17 protein-coding genes and 1 pseudogene are annotated in these 17,611 nt (G+C 66.6%); 12 read left to right on the top strand and 6 right to left on the bottom strand.

Annotated features, from left to right (window positions below):
- From AX769_RS17125 to AX769_RS17115, 3 genes are read left to right on the top strand one after another with little or no spacing between them, the layout of a single operon-like run.
- Positions 1-942 carry an SDR family oxidoreductase gene (locus AX769_RS17125; RefSeq protein ID WP_066281799.1) on the top strand — a complete coding sequence of 314 codons (942 nt, stop codon included), beginning with the start codon at positions 1-3 and terminating at the stop codon, positions 940-942.
- Positions 939-1,607, top strand: a complete 669-nt coding sequence (locus tag AX769_RS17120) for an NADPH-dependent F420 reductase (protein WP_066281797.1) — start codon at positions 939-941, stop codon at positions 1,605-1,607. Before AX769_RS17125 ends, AX769_RS17120 begins: the two co-directional genes overlap by 4 nt.
- A gap of 11 nt (positions 1,608-1,618) precedes the next feature.
- Positions 1,619-2,161, top strand: coding sequence for a TetR/AcrR family transcriptional regulator (locus tag AX769_RS17115; RefSeq protein ID WP_066281795.1), 543 nt, complete (start codon positions 1,619-1,621; stop codon positions 2,159-2,161).
- Positions 2,162-2,308: 147 nt separating this feature from the next.
- On the opposite strand, the gene AX769_RS17110 is transcribed toward AX769_RS17115, so the two are convergent.
- Entirely contained in the window at positions 2,309-2,842 is a 534-nt protein-coding gene (locus AX769_RS17110; protein ID WP_239451838.1) for a TetR/AcrR family transcriptional regulator, read from the bottom strand.
- A gap of 329 nt (positions 2,843-3,171) precedes the next feature.
- Between AX769_RS17110 and AX769_RS17105 the strand changes: the two genes are divergently transcribed.
- Together AX769_RS17105 and AX769_RS17100 are read left to right on the top strand one after the other, a co-directional pair.
- Entirely contained in the window at positions 3,172-4,056 is an 885-nt protein-coding gene (locus AX769_RS17105) for a hypothetical protein (protein ID WP_204249229.1), read from the top strand.
- Between the two features lie 129 nt (positions 4,057-4,185).
- On the top strand, positions 4,186-4,914 hold the full coding sequence (locus AX769_RS17100; protein WP_066281790.1) for a helix-turn-helix transcriptional regulator: 729 nt from the start codon (positions 4,186-4,188) through the stop codon (positions 4,912-4,914).
- A 373-nt stretch (positions 4,915-5,287) separates the two neighbouring features.
- On the opposite strand, the gene AX769_RS17095 is transcribed toward AX769_RS17100, so the two are convergent.
- Entirely contained in the window at positions 5,288-5,728 is a 441-nt protein-coding gene (locus tag AX769_RS17095; RefSeq protein ID WP_239451837.1) for a MarR family winged helix-turn-helix transcriptional regulator, read from the bottom strand.
- Positions 5,729-5,838: 110 nt separating this feature from the next.
- On the opposite strand from AX769_RS17095, the gene AX769_RS17090 reads away from it, so the two are divergent.
- Both AX769_RS17090 and AX769_RS17085 read left to right on the top strand, forming a co-directional pair.
- Positions 5,839-6,759, top strand: a complete 921-nt coding sequence (locus AX769_RS17090) for an alpha/beta hydrolase (protein ID WP_066281786.1) — start codon at positions 5,839-5,841, stop codon at positions 6,757-6,759.
- A gap of 23 nt (positions 6,760-6,782) precedes the next feature.
- Positions 6,783-7,328 (top strand): annotated as a pseudogene (locus tag AX769_RS17085) (ATP-binding protein); the annotation flags it as partial.
- Positions 7,329-7,353: 25 nt separating this feature from the next.
- Here AX769_RS17085 and AX769_RS17080 read toward each other — a convergent pair.
- From AX769_RS17080 to AX769_RS17065, 4 genes are all read right to left on the bottom strand, one after another.
- Entirely contained in the window at positions 7,354-7,707 is a 354-nt protein-coding gene (locus AX769_RS17080) for a hypothetical protein (RefSeq protein ID WP_066281784.1), read from the bottom strand.
- 256 nt (positions 7,708-7,963) lie between these two features.
- Complete coding sequence (locus AX769_RS17075; protein ID WP_066281782.1) at positions 7,964-9,220, bottom strand: amidohydrolase; 1,257 nt, start codon at positions 9,218-9,220, stop codon at positions 7,964-7,966.
- Positions 9,221-9,292: 72 nt separating this feature from the next.
- Complete coding sequence (locus AX769_RS17070; RefSeq protein ID WP_239452059.1) at positions 9,293-9,964, bottom strand: trimeric intracellular cation channel family protein; 672 nt, start codon at positions 9,962-9,964, stop codon at positions 9,293-9,295.
- Between the two features lie 493 nt (positions 9,965-10,457).
- Positions 10,458-11,792: a TolB family protein gene (locus AX769_RS17065; protein ID WP_066281781.1), complete on the bottom strand. Its 1,335-nt coding sequence runs from the start codon at positions 11,790-11,792 to the stop codon at positions 10,458-10,460.
- A gap of 176 nt (positions 11,793-11,968) precedes the next feature.
- Here AX769_RS17065 and AX769_RS25430 point away from each other — a divergent pair, with 176 nt between their 5' ends.
- The 5 genes from AX769_RS25430 to AX769_RS17045 all read left to right on the top strand — a co-directional run bounded on the left by AX769_RS25430 (position 11,969) and on the right by AX769_RS17045 (position 17,606).
- Entirely contained in the window at positions 11,969-13,063 is a 1,095-nt protein-coding gene (locus AX769_RS25430) for a hypothetical protein (RefSeq protein WP_239451836.1), read from the top strand.
- On the top strand, positions 13,000-14,493 hold the full coding sequence (locus tag AX769_RS25425; RefSeq protein WP_239451835.1) for a hypothetical protein: 1,494 nt from the start codon (positions 13,000-13,002) through the stop codon (positions 14,491-14,493). Before AX769_RS25430 ends, AX769_RS25425 begins: the two co-directional genes overlap by 64 nt.
- Positions 14,490-15,299 carry a LacI family DNA-binding transcriptional regulator gene (locus AX769_RS17055; RefSeq protein WP_066281780.1) on the top strand — a complete coding sequence of 270 codons (810 nt, stop codon included), beginning with the start codon at positions 14,490-14,492 and terminating at the stop codon, positions 15,297-15,299. The genes AX769_RS25425 and AX769_RS17055 overlap by 4 nt, the downstream gene beginning before the upstream one ends.
- Positions 15,296-16,528, top strand: coding sequence for an ROK family transcriptional regulator (locus AX769_RS17050; RefSeq protein WP_066281778.1), 1,233 nt, complete (start codon positions 15,296-15,298; stop codon positions 16,526-16,528). Before AX769_RS17055 ends, AX769_RS17050 begins: the two co-directional genes overlap by 4 nt.
- Positions 16,529-16,619: 91 nt before the next feature.
- Positions 16,620-17,606: an aldo/keto reductase gene (locus AX769_RS17045; protein WP_066281777.1), complete on the top strand. Its 987-nt coding sequence runs from the start codon at positions 16,620-16,622 to the stop codon at positions 17,604-17,606.
- Positions 17,607-17,611: the final 5 nt, after the last annotated feature.

Raw genomic sequence — 17,611 nt, 5'->3', positions numbered from 1 at the left:
ATGCGCATTCTCGTCGCCGGCGGCACCGGCCACTCCGGATCCCACATCATCCCCGAGCTCGTGTCCGCTGGACACGAGGTCATCGGTCTCGCCCGGTCAGACGCTTCCGCGGCCGCCCTTGAAGCACTCGGTGCAACCCCACGCCGCGGCGACATCCTGGACCTCGACGGCCTGAAGGAAGTCGCCGCCGACGCGGACGGCGTGATCCACGTCGCCCACCGGCAGGACCTCTTGCCGACAGGCGGCATGGATGCGGTCGCCGCAGCGGAGATCCCGATCGTGCAGGCCTACGGTGAGGCCTTGGCCGGCACCGGCAAAGCGCTCGTCGTCGCCGGGAGCATCGGTTCGCCCGGGCAGCTGGGCAGGCCCTCGACCGAGCGGGATCCTGCACTCCACGTCAAGGACGAGCACCGCGGCACCCTCCGGGTCCGCAACGACGTTGAGACCGCCGTCATCGACCTCGCCCAGCGCGGTGTCCGGTCGTCGGTCGTGCGGATCGCGAACATCGCGCACGGGACGACTGATGTCGCTGGCTTCTTGCCGATGCTCATCGCCCTCGCGAAGGAACGTGGCTTCGCCGGTTACCCCGGCGACGGGTCGAACCTGTGGACGGCCGTGCACATCCGCGACGTCGCTCCGCTGTTCCGGCTCGCTCTCGAGAAGGGCGATGCCGGCCGGTACTGGCATGCCGTCGAGGACGAGGGCACCCCTTTCCGGAAGATCGCCGAGGCCATCGGCAACCGCCTGGGTGTGCCCGCCGTCAGCATTCCGCTGGATGAGCTGGTACTGCCCGGCCACTTCGGGTTCCTGGCCAACATCGTCACCCAGAGCTACCCCGCCTCGAACCTCATCACACGAGAGACCCTCGGCTGGACCCCGATGATGCCCGGCCTCGTCACCGATCTGGACAAAGGCCACTACCTGCGGGAGGTCCACGTATGACGACCGTTGGGATCATCGGCAGCGGGCAGATCGGTATGACCGTCGCCCGGCTCGCCGTCCGGGCGGGCCACCGGGTGGTGCTCAGCAACTCTCGGGGCCCTGAGACACTGGTCGGAGCGGTCGCTGAGCTGGGCGCGCAGGCGACCGCAGCGGCGAGCGTGGACGCGGCCTCCGCCGCGGATATCGTTGTGATCAGCGTGCCCGTTACCGCGTTCGGGAATCTGCCCGTCGCCGCGCTCGACGGTAAGACGGTCATCGACACCTGCAACTACGGCCCGGAGCGAGACGGACCCATCCCGGAGCTCGACGACGCATCGATCACCTCCAGCACCCTGCTGCAGCAGCGCCTGCCCGGGGCCGCCGTCGTGAAGGCGTTCAACAGCATCTTCCACAAGCACCTGTTCGCACTCGCCCGCCCGGCAGGGGCTGACGACCGATCGGTCATCCCCATCGCGGGTGACTCGGACGCGGCGAAGTCCGCGGTGACCGGTCTCTTTGATTCCATCGGTTACGACACGTTTGATGCGGGTTCTCTGGCCGACAGCTGGCGCCAGGAGACCGGCACGCCCGTGTGGGGAACGCCCTATGGACCGTACTCGGACGAGCAGGGCGCATCCGCCGGTGCGGACGCCATCCGGGCAGCCCTTGCTGCGGCGACTCGATAGTCTTTCGACCTATGCGAGCCGACGCCCAAAGGAACTACGACCGCCTCCTCGAGGTCGCCCGGGAAGTCGTGACCGAGAACGGAGCCGAGGCATCGCTTCGGGACGTCGCTCGACGGGCGGATGTCGGACTCGGCACCCTCTACCGCCACTTCCCCACCCGAGAGGCGCTCCTCGAAGCGCTCCTCCGCGAGGACGTCGATCGACTGACGGCCGAGGCCGTCGACCTCGAAACGTCACGCGCCCCCGACGAGGCGCTCCTCACCTGGCTGCGAGGCTGCGTCGCACTCAACCATGAATACCGGGGCATCTCTGGGCTACTGAGCGCAGCGCTCGAGGACCCAGAATCGGCCCTCTACGACTCGTGTATGGCGCTGCACGACATCGGCGAACGGCTCTTACAGCGGGCCCACACCGCAGGCGTCGCCAGGCCCGACATCGACGGGACCGACCTGTTCGCGCTCGTTGGGGCGCTGGCCTGGCTCTACGACCAGCCCGCCTTCGCACCTCGAGCCGATCACCTCGTCGACTTCATAGCAGGCGCGATCGCACCCTGACGCACTCATGTCTGTCACTATCCGCGTGGGATGAATCCCATGAGTTGCGGGAGCAACTGGTCGCCTCCGTTCGGCTCAACGGCCATGCTGGCGTGCTCGATGGCGCCTGCTTCATTTCGGCCTTGAACACCGAGCACTCGTGAGTCATCACCGGAGAACGGACGTACTGGTCAGGATGCTTCGGACGTCCTCGGAAAATCCATCGATGTCGGTGAGGCCGAACGCAACGCGCTGCAGGATGAATCCGTGGAGGAGCGCCATGACCACTCGGGTGCTGCGGTCGGGATCGAGATCGACGGGCACCGTCCCTTTCGCCTGACCACGCCGGAGGGCGTCGGCCATGCGTGCCCGCACCGATTCGAAACCCTGATTGGCGGTCTCTCGGAGCGAATCGTGGCGAAGCAACTCCGCCCAGGCCTGGACGGCGCAACGGAGCAACTCGTCGGAGGAGACTTGGTTTCCGGCCGCGTCGATGTTGGCGGAGTCATTGACCGGAGCGATCGATGCTGCGACGAGTTCGGCGACACCGACGGATTCTGCCCGGTCGAGGAGTGCAATGACGGGCTCGAAGATCATCCGGAAGGCGTCACCGGCGATCTCCAGGATCATCTCCTCCTTGCTCGCGAAGTAGCGGTAGGCCGCTCCCGTCGAGAGGCCGGCCTCGGCCGCGATGTCGGGCATGGACGTCTGATGGAACCCGTCTCGCGAAAAGCAGCCACGAGCCGCCCCGATGATCACCGCCCGATTCGCGTCACGTCGCTCCTGAGTAATGCGCGGCATGGGCCACCTTCTCCCGTTCCTTACAATGAATGACCATTCGCCTTGACAGATCGGCGAGCCTCACGCAATCATATAAGTGAATAATCGTTCACGGAAGCGATCTGGAGGAAGACGAACCCATGAGCAACCGCAGACTTCGCATCGGTGGCTATCGTTACGAGCACACCGAGGCCCTCTTCGACGGCAGCGTCACGATCGATGGCGTCGACGCCACGTTCGACTCGTCGCCGTTGATCTCGGACACGTTCTTCAAGATGGCCCAGGCTGAGTACGACGTCGCCGAGTACGGATTGACATACTTCCTGCGCAGCTGGGACACCGAGGAGTCCCCCTTCCTGGCTTTGCCCATCTTCCCGAACCGGAACTTCCGGCACTCGGCCATCTACGTCAACGTCGAGGCGGGAATCACCAAGCCCGAGGACCTCGCGGGCAAGACGATCGGCGAGTTCGCTCTCTACGGGCACGACGCCGGGGTCTGGCCGAAGGGCATTCTTTCTGACGAATTCGGCTTCGACCCTGCGTCGTGCAAGTGGGTCATCGGTGGAACCGATTTCCCGATTCCGGCATTTGACTGGATCCCGCAGCCTGTCTCGGAGGGCGTCGACGTCCGCCACGCCGCCGACGGGCAGACCTTGTCCTCGATGCTCGAGTCCGGTGAGATCGACGCGCTGATCTCCGTCGACGTACCCAAGGCCGTTCTTGAAGGGTCGACGAAGATCCGTCGGCTTTTCCCGGACTACGAGGCGGTGGAACGCGACTACTACAGCCGCACCGGCATCTTTCCGATGATGCACGTCATCGCCATCCGCAAGGAGCTCGCCCAGGAGCCTGGTCTCGTTGAAACGATCTACAAGGCCTACACCGCGGCCAAGGATCAGGTCGAGCACCGCTACCGCAGCCACGCCGCGAAGCAACACATGTCGGTGATCACCCCTTGGTTCAGCCAGTTGTTCGACGAGAACCGCGCCCTCCTCGGTGAGGACTGGTGGCCCTACGGTCTCGAGGAGAACCGTAAGGCCGTCGACACGTTCCTCCGATACCACTACGAGCAAGGCTTGTCGAAGACCCTCCTGACCAGCGAGGACATCTTCGTTCCCGCCCTCCATCAGTCATGAACTCACCGGACGCGAAGAGCACGTCGTTACGGCCGAGGGACCACCTATCCGAGGTGGATGCGCGACGGTCACGCACAGTTGGTCGTGTTCGCGTAGGCGAGCGGAATCCTTTTGCCGGGTGTCCCAGACTTGACCCGTCAGGCGCCTCGGCCAGTCGCGGGCGTCAGCGCCGACTACCTCACCCGGATCGAGCAGGGTCGAGAGCGACACCCGTCCGCGCAGATCCTCGACGGCCTCGCGCGCGGGCTCCAGCTGGACGAGGATGCGCGTCGTCACCTGTTCGCTCTCGCTGACCTCGTAGCCCCGGGGCGGGGTCATCGACCCCGCGGCACCGTGTCGCCCGAGCTTCTACAACTGCTCGACGCGTGGCCGGCGACCCCGGCCATGATCCTGACCCCGACTCTCGACGTCCTGGCGCGCAATGCCCTGGCCCGTGCGCTCTACTCCGGGTTCATCGCCGACGACAACCTGTTGCGGATGACGTTCCTCGATCCCGAAGGCCGGCGGTTTTATGTCGACTGGGACCGGGCCGCCGAGGCGTCCGTCGCAAACCTCCGTGCCGCCTCCGTCGCCGATCCCGACGACCCGGCTCTCGTCGCCCTCCTCGACGAACTGACCGCAGGCAGCTCGGACTTCGCCGGCCTGTGGCACTCGGTACGGGGCAAGACGCATGAGGCGAAGGCGTTCCACCACGCCGCCGTCGGCTCGCTGACCCTCTCGTACCAGGCGTTCGACGTCAGCAGCGCCCCGGGCCAGCAACTCGTCGTCTACCAGGCCGAGCCCGGCTCGCCCAGCGCCCACGCCCTCGTGCTTCTCGGAAATATCGATGCCACCAGTCGCGCCGAAGTCACTCACTGAGTACTGCGCTTCGGCCGAATCATCTTCTGAGTACATGCGGTAGAGCCGGTGCAAGCGTTTGCCCGGCGCGTCCGGTGATGGTGTGAATCCATGGAACGTGGCAAGCGGGATTTGGCCTTCGACATGCAGTCGAAGGACGCGCCACCGCTCGACCGGGTCCACGAGTCACCTACACGCTGGTGCATCCGCGGGCCGCGAGGGCCTGCTGACGCCGGTATAGAGCAGCGCGGCCCCATCCGACGAGCTTTGCGGCCTCCTTGGCCGGGCGTCCTTTGCCTTCGCCGCTTCGGCGAGCTTGAGCTTGTCGGACACGACGACGGGATCCGATACAGGCCACCGAACTTGGCTCCGCCCTGCGACCCGGGTTTGCGGGTCAGCCGACGGGCGTCCCCAGCCCGTCCCGCTCGAGGTCAGCGCGGAGCCGGGCCAAGACGGAGGCTGTTGCGGCCAAATCAGACGGCGATGCGGCGGCGCTCAGGATCTGAACGAGTCGTGTTTCGAACGACGCCTCGGCCGCGTCGACCAGCGCGAGCCCTTCGTCGGTCAGGGCCAGGATCGATGAGCGCCGGTTAGCCGGGTTCGGCAGCCGCGTGATGAGCCCGTGCGCCTCGAGGCGGTCCATCCCCTTGCTCACGGCTCCGACGCCAATGGCAAATTCAGCGGCCATGTCGGTCGTGCGAGGGCTGTCGTGGTCGCGAATGAATCGCATGAAGTCCAGTTGCGAGGTGACGATGCCGTGTGCCGCTCGCAATTCGTCGTTGAACTGGTTGTAGAGGCGTACCTCGCAGCGGACGAGGTCGGCGAAGAAGGCCATGGCGACTTCCGTCGCGCCGGGGGATTGTGTTGCCATGGCATGAACTCTACACTGTTGCCACGGCATGAACTGCCTGGGCACGTACCCGGGGAGAACACGAAGGAGATCTCATGACGCGTGAACAACGCCAGGCCATCGACGCGCAGATGCGCCGCTTCACACCACTCTTCAGCAATCGGTCGCTGGACGAGGTGCGAGCCTCGATCGGAGACGCCCGAGCCGGGTTCGCCACCTTCATGAGCACGCTGAAGGTGCCCGACGGCATCCGCACCTCGGAAGTCGAACTCGGGGGAAGCCGCAGCCTCAAGATCGAGCCGACGGGCGAATCTCGACACGGAACGATCCTGTACTTCCACGGCGGCTCGTTCGTCGTCGGCTCGCCCGAAACGCAGCTCGGTCTCACAGCAGAGCTCGTCGTCCGCACCGGCTACACGGCCTACTCCGTCGACTATCGGCTCGCCCCAGAGCACCCGTTCCCCGCTGCCATCGACGACACAACGGCCGCCTACCGAGCCCTTCTCGACGACGGACATGCACCGTCGAGCATCGCGTTCGCCGGCGACTCGGCCGGCGGCGGCCTGACCATCACGACGCTGCTCCGCGCGCGCGAGCTGGGGCTCCCGATGCCGGCAGCAGTCGCCGCTTTCTCGCCGGGCCTCGACAATGAAGGCACGGGAATGAGTAACGAGACCAAGGCCACTCTCGACCCGATCATTACCCGGGAAAGTGTTGCGCCCAACCGCGCGCTCTACCGGGGTGACGCCGACCCGAAACAGCCGCTCCTGTCGCCCGCGGTCTACGCCGACCCGACCGGATTCCCACCCCTGCTATTACAGGTAGGGACGAACGAGGTGCTGCTCGACGACTCCACGCGCATGGCCGAGCTCGCTCGCGACGCGGGAGTTGACGTGATCCTCGATGTCACGGCCGACGTGCCGCACGTGTTCCAGATGTTCGCTGGCTCGTTGGACGAAGCTCATGAGGCACTCGATCGCGCCGGACTGTTCTTGACACAGCGGATAAGGCCCTAGGAACTAAACCCAGGCCGATTCATTTCGACGCCAACGCGAACATCAACCCAGCCACCATCAACACTCTTGCCACCGGCGAGTGGGTCCGCCGAGGTCAGCCGCTTTGTCTCATCGGTGACTCCGGGACAGGCAAAAGCCACCTCCTCATCGGCCTTGGGAAGGCGGCCGCGGAGAAGGGGTTCCGGGTCAAATACACGCTCGCGACCAGGCTCGTGAACGAACTCGTCGAGGCGGCCGATGAGAAGAACCTCGCCCGAACGCTCGCCCGCTACGGGAGAGTCGACCTGCTCATGATCGACGAACTCGGCTACATGGAACTCGACCGCAGAGGCGCCGAACTCCTCTTCCAGGTCCTCACCGAACGGGAAGAGAACAACTCCATCGCGATCGCTTCCAATGAGTCGTTCTCCGGCTGGACGAAAACCTTCACCGACCCGCGTCTTTGCGCCGCGATCGTCGACCGGCTCACGTTCTACGGCACCATCATCGAAACCGGCACCCACTCCTACCGCCTCGCACACAGCCGAGAACAACGTCAACTGTCCGGTTCGAGCCAAGGGTCCGACTGACTCAAAAAAAAGCTCTTGCCAAGGTTCACACGACGATGACATCGTCACCGTTCCAAATCTGGAAGCTCTCGTACTGCACCGAATTGTCGACGGCCTCAAGCGCGCGACTGTCTCCAAACTCTATGCGAATCGCATATTCGTCCAGGCGATAGGCGTTGGTCACAACCATGTCCAGGAGAGCAACAACCTCGGCGGCACCACCCCTGATCTCGTCATAGGACAAAGCGCTTCCATCCTTGTCGATCCGATAGACGGACTCGATGGACAACCACACCTGGTCGTCGAAAAGCAACTGGAGTTGGAACTGAGTGAAAGATACGGACTCAAGCCTCTTGCCGTGAAGGAACGACAAGTCGATGTCGACGGGGACGCCATTCATATCGCGAGCCTAGTTTGCGGCGGGACGTCCTCCCTCTGCAACGAGAGCCGCTACTTCACGGAACCACCACCGCACAACGACTCGGAAGTCCCCTATTTCAAAGGATTGGACCGCTCTCAGTGGGGCCAACTTCCACCGTCATCCCGGCGCCAGAAATCCTTGACATAGACAAACCGGTAGCTCCCAACCAACTCACAAAAGGAACGCCTGAGGCGACCAGCACACGTCCGCAAGGGAAGAGCCACAGGGGGCTCCTTCAGGACACAATGAGCCATGCTGCTGCTGCAGTGATCATTGCGGCGGTGCCCGTGTCCAGGGTGGGTTGTATGACCGGAGCGAAGTTCGGGGAGTGATTGACGGGGATGTCCTCGTTGACGCGCCCGGCCTTTTCGGCCTTTGCGTAGAGGCTGGTATCGGTCCCTCCAATGCCCCAGTACGTGTACGGCACACCGAGCGCGTTCGGGATGTCGCTGAAGTCTTCGCTGGCCGTCTGCTGGCCGAGCGTGATGGCGCGGTCGCCGAATGGCTGCGCGAATGCGTCGGCCACTTTGGCGGTGATGTCGTCGTCGTTGCTGGTCAGCGGGAACCGGTCGAAGTATTCGAATTCGGGTGGTTTCGGGCTGTCCGAGGCTTCGCACTCGGCTTTCACGATTCGCTCGATTGCCGCGATCATCCGCGTCCGTGTGGCGTCGTTGTAGGTGCGGAGGTTGAGTTGCAAGATCGCGTGGTCGGCGATGACGTTGCTCTTGGTCCCCGCGACGAGACTGCCGACGGTCAGAACGGCGGTGTCGGTCGGTGCTACCTCGCGGGAGACGACGATGTTGAGGCGGATCGCTATGAGCGCACCGAGCACGACGGGGTCGATGGTCGCCTGCGGCATCGAACCGTGCCCGCCCCGCCCGTAGACGGTCACGCGGACACTGTCAGCCGCGGAAAGCACAGGCCCGGGCTGGGTGCCGACCTGGCCAGAGGGGAACGCGAGAACATGCTGGGCGAGCGCGACGTCCGGTTGGGGCACGATCCCGGCGAGGTTGTCATCGACCATGCCGCGCGCACCATCACCGGTTTCTTCGGCCGGCTGGAACAGCGCAATCAACGTGCCATGCCAATCAGCGGTGTGGTGGGAGAAAATGTCGGCGGCGCCAAGCAAGCATGTGACGTGCACGTCGTGGCCGCAGGCGTGGGCGACGGGCACTTCGTCGCCCTCATCGTTTGTTGAGGTGACGTCACTGGCGTAGTCCAGTCCGGTCGTTTCGCGAACTGGCAGCGCGTCCATGTCGGCCCGGAGCAGCACCACGGGCCCATCGCCGTTCTCGAGCACACCGACAACACCGGTCCCGCCGATGCCCGACGTCGTGGTGAAGCCCAACGCCTTCAGGCGTTCCGCAATCTTCTCGGACGTGCGATGCTCCTGATGGGAAAGCTCCGGGTGTGAATGCAAGTCACGGTAGAGGTCTTCTTGCCAAGCCCGGGTGTCATCCACCCCGGATAGCAAGTTCTCGATTGCACTCATGCCTTCACCTTCCTCGCCCTGCGACGGCTGTCGCGGCTGACCGCGACAGTAGTCCCGCACGCAAGCAGGAGGCTAGGGCCTCTCACTCATCGGGTCGTGTTTCTTCGTCGCTGTCTCAGGGCTGCCACCGCCGATGTCGTGGCCCCGGGGTACGGGAGCGCCCCACCCGCGTCGAAGGCCGACCATCCGAAAGGCAAAGCAGGCGGCAGCTGCGACCGTGAGAAACGGCCACGCCCCGAGTCCCGCACTCATCAACCCCACAGCGCCGCCGGAGGCAACTGCGGCGGGTACCGCGTACAGCCCCGAGGAGAGCACGGTCGGCACCTGGCCAATCATGACGTCCCGAATCGTGCCGCCACCTACGGCGGTGACGACACCCAGCAGCGTCGCCTGGAGTGGCCCAGCGCCTGCAGCGAGAGCTGTAAGGGCTCCGTTGACCGCGAAGAAGCTCAGCCCGATGGCATCGAACAGGTCAATAGCGCCCGACAACCGTTCCAATCGTCGACCGATCAGGAAGGCAATCAAAGAGCCGGCTGCCGCGGTCGCCAGGTACCGCCAATCAGTGAATGTCGAGGGCGGCAGCCGGCCAAGAAGGACATCGCGGACTATGCCACCGCCGGTGGCGGTTACCAGGCCGAGAACGAGCACTCCCACGATGTCGACACGCACCGTCCGGATCGCCGTCAAGGCCCCATTCAGTGCAAATGCGAACGTGCCGACTAGATCCACGACGAGCAAGACCACTTCCTCTGCGCGCACCAGTCACCTCGAGTCCTTGGCGGTGATGAAAACGACCGCGAGTCATCGTACGACCACCCAAGAAGCAGATTAATCAGTCTTTCCGCTTTCGTTGCCTATGAGGACGTCGACCATCGTTGGCCGAAATGGAGCGCCAAAGGGCAAGTCATGCCGATTGGAGCCGCAACCTCGTTTCTGACTCAACGTTTTTCGGTGCCAGCCATTAGCCGAACCATGGACGGACCTCAGACGTCCGCGGCCGACGTCGCAGCAGCTTCGCAGGGCTGCAGAGCGCCGAGGGGGCGTTTGGCCCGGGCGTTGAGTTCGCACGCTGGGGGGCGGTATCCGCACGTGGGTTCGCGCGGCCCGGGATCCGAGACCGTCGACGCGGCGCACGACAGCGCCCGGCAGATCGGAGCCGGCCCGCGCGAACTGCCGGGCACGGCGCGAACTGCCGGGCACGGACGATCGAGGCGAGGCGAGGCGAGGCGAGGCGAGGCTAGAGGTAGGCGTAGCTGACGAACGCGAGGCGCTTGCCGTCGGGCGACCACGAGGGCACGTTGATCGTGCCCTGGCCACCGAAGAGGCGGGCGAGCGTCGTCACCTCGCCGGTCGCTGTGTCGAGGAGCCGCAGTGCCACGTCCTTGCCGGCCGGGTGGCCGTCGACATCGGCATCGTAGGCCAGGAACGACATCAGCGAACCGTCGGGCGACAGGTGCGGGAACCAGTTGCCCGAGCCGTCGTCGGTGACCTGCTCGAGGGCGGTGCCGTCGGCGTGCATCCGCCAGATCTGCATCAGACCGGTGCGGTCGGAGTTGAAGTAGATCCACTCGCCGTCGGGGGAGTACTCCGGGCCGTCGTCGAGCTTCACCGCCGTGGTCAGGCGCACCTCGTCGCCGCCGCCGGCGGGGATCGTGAAGATGCCGAAGACGCCGTCACGCTGGCCGCAGAAGGCGATCGTCGAGCCGTCGGGCGACCAGCCGTGCCAGTAGGAGGGCGCGCCTTCGGTGAGGAGCGTCGGCGTGCCGCCGCCGATTGGCAGCGTGTAGACCCTCGAGTGGCCGTCGCCCTGCGACTGGTCGCTGATGGCGATGCGGGTGCCGTCGGGCGAGAGGCCGTGGTCGTTGTTGCAGTGGTCGGCGAAGGCGGTGTCGATCGGCGAGACGTCGCCGCCGACGGCAGGGATCGCGAACAGCTTGCCGCCGCTGTTGAAGATCAGGCGGTCGTCGTCGGTCCAGTTCGGCGCCTCCATGTGCGTGTCGAAGACGTGCACGGTGCGGCGGTCGGTCGAAGCGATGTCGATCGTCTCGAGAGTGCTGACGAGAGCGCCGGTCGATTCGACCGGGGCCAGTGTCACCTGCGAGAAGAGCGCGCTCTCGGCGACCCCGCGTGCGTGCGAGCAGACGCCGAGGCCGATGTAGTACGGCTCGTCGAGCTCGAGGCGCACCGATCCGCCCGAGGGCACGCCGTCGACCGTGGCCGAGACGTACTTGCCGCGGCGCTCGATCGCGACGCGCGACGGTGCCGTGACGTTCGACTGCACTTCCTGCGTCGGCACGCCGACCGACGGCCGATACTGCAGGCTGGTCAGACCGTCGCCGTGGACGGCGATGTCCGCGTAGACCGATTGGGGCTCGAGGTTCTGGCGGATCACGAGGCACGCCTTGCGGTGTTCTTCGTGCCCGTCGCCGAGGAAGGCGATGTCGGCTGCGAGCGAGAGGTCGCCCTCGACCTTGCGCCAGACGTAGTGGAAGGCGTCTTCGCCGAACCACATGTTCTGACCGCTGCCGACCACCGTGTACGTGGAGCCGTCGAACGTGACGGAACCCGCCACCCCGACATCCCCGATGTCCTGGTTTGCGTGGAACAGTCCACGTTGAGATGAGTTCACAGAGTCAGCGTAGCACCGGAAAAGAAACTTACTAAGGTATTGTTAGAGAGTTCGATCCGCGTCTTCATGGGAATCCGAGGCGGTGGCGAACTCCCATCACAGCGACAGAGAGGTCACCGATGATCCGCTCCACCCTGACAGACGGCTGGCGCCTGACGCTCGTCGACGGCCCGATCCCCGACGGCCTGTTCCCTGCCGGCTCCGCGCGCACCGTGCCGGCGACCGTGCCAGGCACCGTGCACACCGACCTCCTGGCCGCGGGGCTCATCGCCGACCCGTACATCGACCTGAACGAGCAGGGCGTCCAGTGGATCGGCCGTACCGACGTCCGCTACGATCTCGACCTCGAGATCGACCGGGCAGGCCACGAGCGAGTCGACCTCGTCGCCGAGGGGCTCGACACCATCGCGACGCTCACCCTCGACGGCACCGAGATCGGCCGCACGCGCAATCAGCACCGCTCGTATCGCTTCGATCTGCGATCCGTTCTGGATGCGAACGACCGCGACAGCCGGCAGAGCAAAAGCAGTCACCTCTCGATCGACTTTGCCTCGGCCCTCACCTACGCCGAGCAGGCGCAGGATCGACTCGGGGCGCGCCCGTTCGTCGGCAACGCCTACCCCTACAACGCGATCCGCAAGATGGCCTGCAACTTCGGCTGGGACTGGGGGCCCGTGCTGATCACGGCGGGCATCTGGAAGCCGATCCGGATCGAGGCGTGGTCGACGGCGCGCCTCGCTTCGGTGCGTCCCGTGGTCACCGTCGACGGCGCCGGTCGGATCGACCTGCACGTCGAGCTCGAGCGGACGGGAGCCCACGACGTCGAGATCGACGTGGAGGTCACCGATCCCGCTGGTCGCCGGGTGGCGACCGCACGGAGGACCCTCTCGGCCGACACCGGCACGGTGACACTCGACGTCGCCGACCCCGCACTCTGGTGGCCGCGCGGCCACGGCGACCAGCCCCTCTACGAGGTGACCGCGGTGCTCTCGACAGACGGCGCCGAACTCGACCGCTGGAGCCGCCACATCGGGTTCCGCACCGTCTCGGTCGACCTGACCCCGACGCGATCGGCACCGGCTTCGCCATCACAGTCAATGGCGAGCCGATCTGGATCAAGGGCGCCAACTGGATCCCGGAGGACTGCTTCGTGCCTCGGGTCACGCCGGGCGACTACGCCCGTCGCATCGCCGACGCCACGGACGCCGGCATGAACCTCCTGCGCGTCTGGGGCGGCGGCCTCTACGAGAGCGACGTCTTCTACGACGTCTGCGACCGCGAGGGTCTCCTCGTCTGGCAGGACTTCGCGCTCGCGTGCGCCGCCTACGCGGAGGATCCCGAGATCTGGGACGAGGTCGAGGCCGAGGCGCGCGAGAACGTGACGCGGCTCGCGTCGCATCCTGCGCTCGCCATGTGGAACGGCGGCAACGAGAACGTCGAGGGCTACTGGAACTGGGGCTGGAAGGAGACGATGGGCGAGGGCGAGACCTGGGGCAACGGGTACTACGAAGGGCTGCTGCCCTCGATCCTGCTCGAGCTCGACCCCACGCGCGGCTATGTGCCGTCGAGCCCGTTCAACCCGGCGGTGCCCTCCGCACCGCGCGATCCCGACGACGGAACCGTGCACGAGTGGGAGGTCTGGAACCGGCAGGACTACCGCACCTACCGCGACGCCGTGCCGCGCTTCGTCGCCGAGTTCGGATTTCAGGGCCCGCCGGCGTTCTCGACGATCGAGCGCTCGATCCACGACGACGCGCTGAGCCCGACCTCGCCCGGAATGATGTGGCACCAGAAGGCGGAGGACGGCAACGCGAAGCTGAAGCGCGGGCTCGGCGAGCACCTGCCCGAGCCGGCCGAATTCGACGACTGGCACTTCGCCACTCAGCTCAACCAGGCGCGGGCGATCACGTACGGCATCGAGCACTTCAGGTCGTGGTGGCCGCGCACCACGGGGTCGATCATCTGGCAGCTGAACGACTGCTGGCCGGTCGCCTCGTGGGCCGCGGTGGACGGCGACGGTCGCCGCAAGCCGCTCTGGTTCGCGCTGCGCGACGTGAACGCCGAGCGTCTCGTGACCGTGCAGCCGCGTGACGGCGGGCTCGCGGTGATCCTGTCGAACGACACGAGCGAACGCTGGGCCGAGCCGATCGAGGTCGTGCGCGTCGGGCTCGACGGCGAGACGTTCGCTCGCCAGCTGATCGCGGCCGATGTGGCTCCCCGCTCGAACGAGACCATCGTGCTCGAGGATGCGATCTGGCAGCCGGATGCAGGCCGCTCGGAAGACCAGCTCATCGTGGTCACGGCCCCCTCGGCCCGCCGAGCGCTCTGGTATTTCGTCGAGGACACGGCCCTCGATCTGCCCGAGCCGGACGTCGACTTCACGGTCGACGAAGTCGAGGGCGGCTACGTCGTCACGGCGACCGCGCGGGCCTTCGTGAAAGACCTGACCGTCGACGTCGATCGCCTCGATCCGGCCGCTGTCGTCGACGAGCCCCGCGTGACTCTGCTGCCCGGCGAGTCGGCCACGATCCGCATCACGACGACGATCTCGCTCGGTTCGGCGGGCCTCACTGCGCACCCCGTCGTCAACAGCGTCAACAACTTGCTGAAGACCCGACCGGCCAATAGGCTCAGGTCTTCATGAAGGACATTGGGCTCGTTCTGGTCCAAAGTGCCCGACGAGCCGCCCACGACCCCCTGATCTCGAGTCTGGGCCACGGTCTGGAAGAGACCCTCGTGAAGTCCGACATGCGGCTCGTCACCCGCGTCGTCACCGACGCGAAGGCCGAGGCCCAGGTGTACCGCTCGTGGGCGGCCTCGACCGCCGTCGACGCCATCGTGCTGCTCCGCCTCCAGGGGAAAGACAGCCGAGTCGGCCTGCTCGACGGCCTCGGGCTGCCGTTCGCGGCCATCGCCGACGAAGAGCAGGTGGGCGACTTCTCGGCCGTGGTCGTCGACAACGCGGCCACCATGCGCACGGTGCTCGACCATCTCGTCTCGCGGGGGCACGACGACGTCGCCTACGTGAGCGCCGCCAGCGGTGTTTCGGCCCGATCGTGCGCCTTCACTGCCGAAGCCGAGCGTCGGGGCGTGCGCGGGCGCACGCTCGAGGCCCCGCTCACGCGCGAGGGTGGCGCGCACGCCGCCGCGCAGCTGCTGACCCTCGAGCCGCGACCGACGGCCGTCGTCTTCGACGACGACGTCACGGCGCGCGCCGGCCTCGACCTCCTCGTCTCGCGAGGCATCGACGTGCCGGGCGAGATGGCCGTCGTCGCCTGGAACGACTCGGTGCTCTGTCAGGCCGCGACCCCGCCGCTGACGGCGGTCAGCAACGAATCGCACGCCGTCGGTCAGTTGGCCGCTCGCTGCCTCATCGAGATGAACGAGACCGGCGAGATCACTCAGGTGCGTTCTCCGGCGGCGTTCATCGTCGAGCGGTCGAGCTCGTGAGCCGCGTCATCGGGCCGTCGTCCGAGAACACTCGCAGCGCCGTCCTCGACCTGATCCGGTCGGGCGGCGTCGTCAGCCGGGTCGACCTCGTCGAGGCCTCCGGGCTGACGGCCGCCTCGATCACGCGCATCGTCAAGACCCTGATCGCCGAGGGCATGGTCGTCGAGTCCGGTTTCGGCGACTCGACCGGAGGCAAGCGGCCGACGCTCCTCGAGCTCAACTCCGCCTCGCGCTTCGCCGTCGGGCTCTCGCTCGACGACGCTCGGTTGACGTACGTCGTCACCGACCTCGCCGGCAACCTCGTCGGTCGCCTGGTCTCGAAGGGCATCGGCGGCACGCTGCCCTCGGTCGTGGTCGGCAGGATCCGCGATGAGCTCGAGGTGCTCCTCCGGCAGCTCGACATCGATCGTGGCGACGTCATCGGGGTCGGCGTGGCCGGTGCCGGGCGTCTCGACGCAACCGGTGGCATCCTGCGCTCGTCGCTGAGCGCGACCGATTGGGAGGATTTCGACGTCCAGGAGGCGTTGGAGGCCGCGTCGGGCTTCGGCGTGATCCTCGAGAAGGACTCCGCGTGCGCCGCCCTCGGCGAGTTCTGGGTCGGGCGCATCCCCGCGTCGAAGGATTTCGCGACGCTCTACATGGCGACGGGCATCGGGCTCGGGATCGTCATCGAGGGCAAGGTCTACGGCGGCAGCTCGTCGAACGCCGGCGAGATCGGCCACATGATCCTCGACGTCAACGGCCCCGACTGCTGGTGCGGCTCGCGCGGCTGCCTCGAGATGCTCGCGGCGCCCCTGAGCGTGGTCCGCCACGCCCTGACCGACCCTCAGCTCGTCGAGACGCTCGGGCTGAGCGGTGACCCGTCCGAGCTGCGCCTCGACTTCGCCCTCATCGGGCGGGCTGCGGCCCAGGGCGACGAGGCCTGCGTGGCCCTGATCGAGGAGTCGGCGACGTACCTCGCCAAGGCGCTTGTCTCGATGGCCAACCTGATGGACCTCGACCACCTCTACCTCGCGGGGCCCGGTTTCGCCGACGCCGGCGCGATCTACTACCGCATCGTGCGAGACCACCTCGACCGGCTGACCTTCATGCGCTCGGTCCACTCGGTGCACGTCGAGCTGTCGGAGGTCGGCCTCGAGTCGGCCGCGCTCGGTGCCGCGGCCGTGGCCCTGCAGACGCGGCTGACACCCCACCAGGCGTCGGCCAGCAAGGTGCGCCGGGCCGTCTGATCCTGCGCCGCCCGGTGGTGAGAGGTGGCGGTTCGCATCTTCGTTACAATAAGATACAAAGACGAGCCCTCGACGATGAGAACGGATCACGATGCCCCACGAGCCCGCCGACCAGGCACCCGACTGGATCCGCCCCGTGGGCTCGACCGGCCTCAGCGTCTCGGCGCTCACGCTCGGCGCCGGGCCCCTCGGCAGCATGCCAGAGAACTTCGGCTACGAGGTTGCCGAAGACGCCGCGGTCGAACTCGTCGAGGCCGTGCTGCAGAGCCCCATCCGCGTCATCGACACGGCCAACGGCTACTCGAACGGCCAGAGCGAGACACGGATCGGCCAGGGGATCGCCCGTGCGGGCGGCCTGCCCGGCGACTTCGTCGTGATCACCAAGGTCGACGCCGACGGGGCCGACTATTCGGGCGAGCGCGTGCGCCGATCCGTCGCCGAGAGCAAGGCCCGGCTCGGCCTCGAGACACTGCCGCTCGTGCACTTGCACGACCCCGAATTCCACGACTTCGACATGATGACGGCCCCGGGCGGCGCGGTCGAGACGCTTCTGAACCTCCGCGACGAGGGCGAGATCGAGCACATCGGCCTCGCCGGCGGCGACACGATCGAGATGAGCCGGTACCTCGACCTGGGCATCTTCGAAGTGTGCCTCGTACACAACCGCTGGACGCTCGTGGACCGCAGCGCAACGGCTCTGCTGGCGCAGGCCGCGTCGCTCGGGGTCGCCGTCGTCAATGCGGCCGTCTACGGCGGAGGCATCCTGGCGAACCCGCAGGGCGGATCGACGTCGTACGGGTACCGCCCGGCGACCCCGGCCACGCTCACCGCCATCGGCGAGCTCGACGCCCTCTGCCGGGCCTGGGGCACCGACCTCGCCACCGCCGCCATGCTCTTCTCGCGCCGCGACCCGCGCATCGCCACGACGATCGTCGGCTTCAGCCGCCTCGCACGACTCGACGTGGTGCTCGCATCCGCGGCCACCGTGCTGCCCGAGGACTTCTGGCACGAGGCCGAGCGCCTCCTGCCGGCGCAGTCGAACTGGCTCGATTTCCAGCCGGCCCCGGCCGGCTCCTGAAGAAG

It is taken from the genome of Frondihabitans sp. PAMC 28766 (assembly GCF_001577365.1).
Classification (GTDB): Bacteria; Actinomycetota; Actinomycetes; order Actinomycetales; family Microbacteriaceae; genus Frondihabitans.
This window is presented reverse-complemented; position numbering and strand designations above follow the sequence as displayed.

Bases quoted from the DNA above. Each gene is read 5' to 3' on its own strand.
- AX769_RS17125 (WP_066281799.1), top strand. From the start codon at position 1: ATGCGCATTCTCGTCGCCGGCGGCACCGGCCACTCCGGATCCCACATC.
- AX769_RS17120 (WP_066281797.1), top strand. From the start codon at position 939: ATGACGACCGTTGGGATCATCGGCAGCGGGCAGATCGGTATGACCGTC.
- AX769_RS17115 (WP_066281795.1), top strand. From the start codon at position 1,619: ATGCGAGCCGACGCCCAAAGGAACTACGACCGCCTCCTCGAGGTCGCC.
- AX769_RS17110 (WP_239451838.1), bottom strand. From the start codon at position 2,842: ATGCCCGACATCGCGGCCGAGGCCGGCCTCTCGACGGGAGCGGCCTAC.
- AX769_RS17095 (WP_239451837.1), bottom strand. From the start codon at position 5,728: ATGGCCTTCTTCGCCGACCTCGTCCGCTGCGAGGTACGCCTCTACAAC.
- AX769_RS17090 (WP_066281786.1), top strand. From the start codon at position 5,839: ATGACGCGTGAACAACGCCAGGCCATCGACGCGCAGATGCGCCGCTTC.
- AX769_RS17080 (WP_066281784.1), bottom strand. From the start codon at position 7,707: ATGAATGGCGTCCCCGTCGACATCGACTTGTCGTTCCTTCACGGCAAG.
- AX769_RS17075 (WP_066281782.1), bottom strand. From the start codon at position 9,220: ATGAGTGCAATCGAGAACTTGCTATCCGGGGTGGATGACACCCGGGCT.
- AX769_RS25430 (WP_239451836.1), top strand. From the start codon at position 11,969: ATGATCCGCTCCACCCTGACAGACGGCTGGCGCCTGACGCTCGTCGAC.
- AX769_RS17055 (WP_066281780.1), top strand. From the start codon at position 14,490: ATGAAGGACATTGGGCTCGTTCTGGTCCAAAGTGCCCGACGAGCCGCC.
- AX769_RS17045 (WP_066281777.1), top strand. From the start codon at position 16,620: ATGCCCCACGAGCCCGCCGACCAGGCACCCGACTGGATCCGCCCCGTG.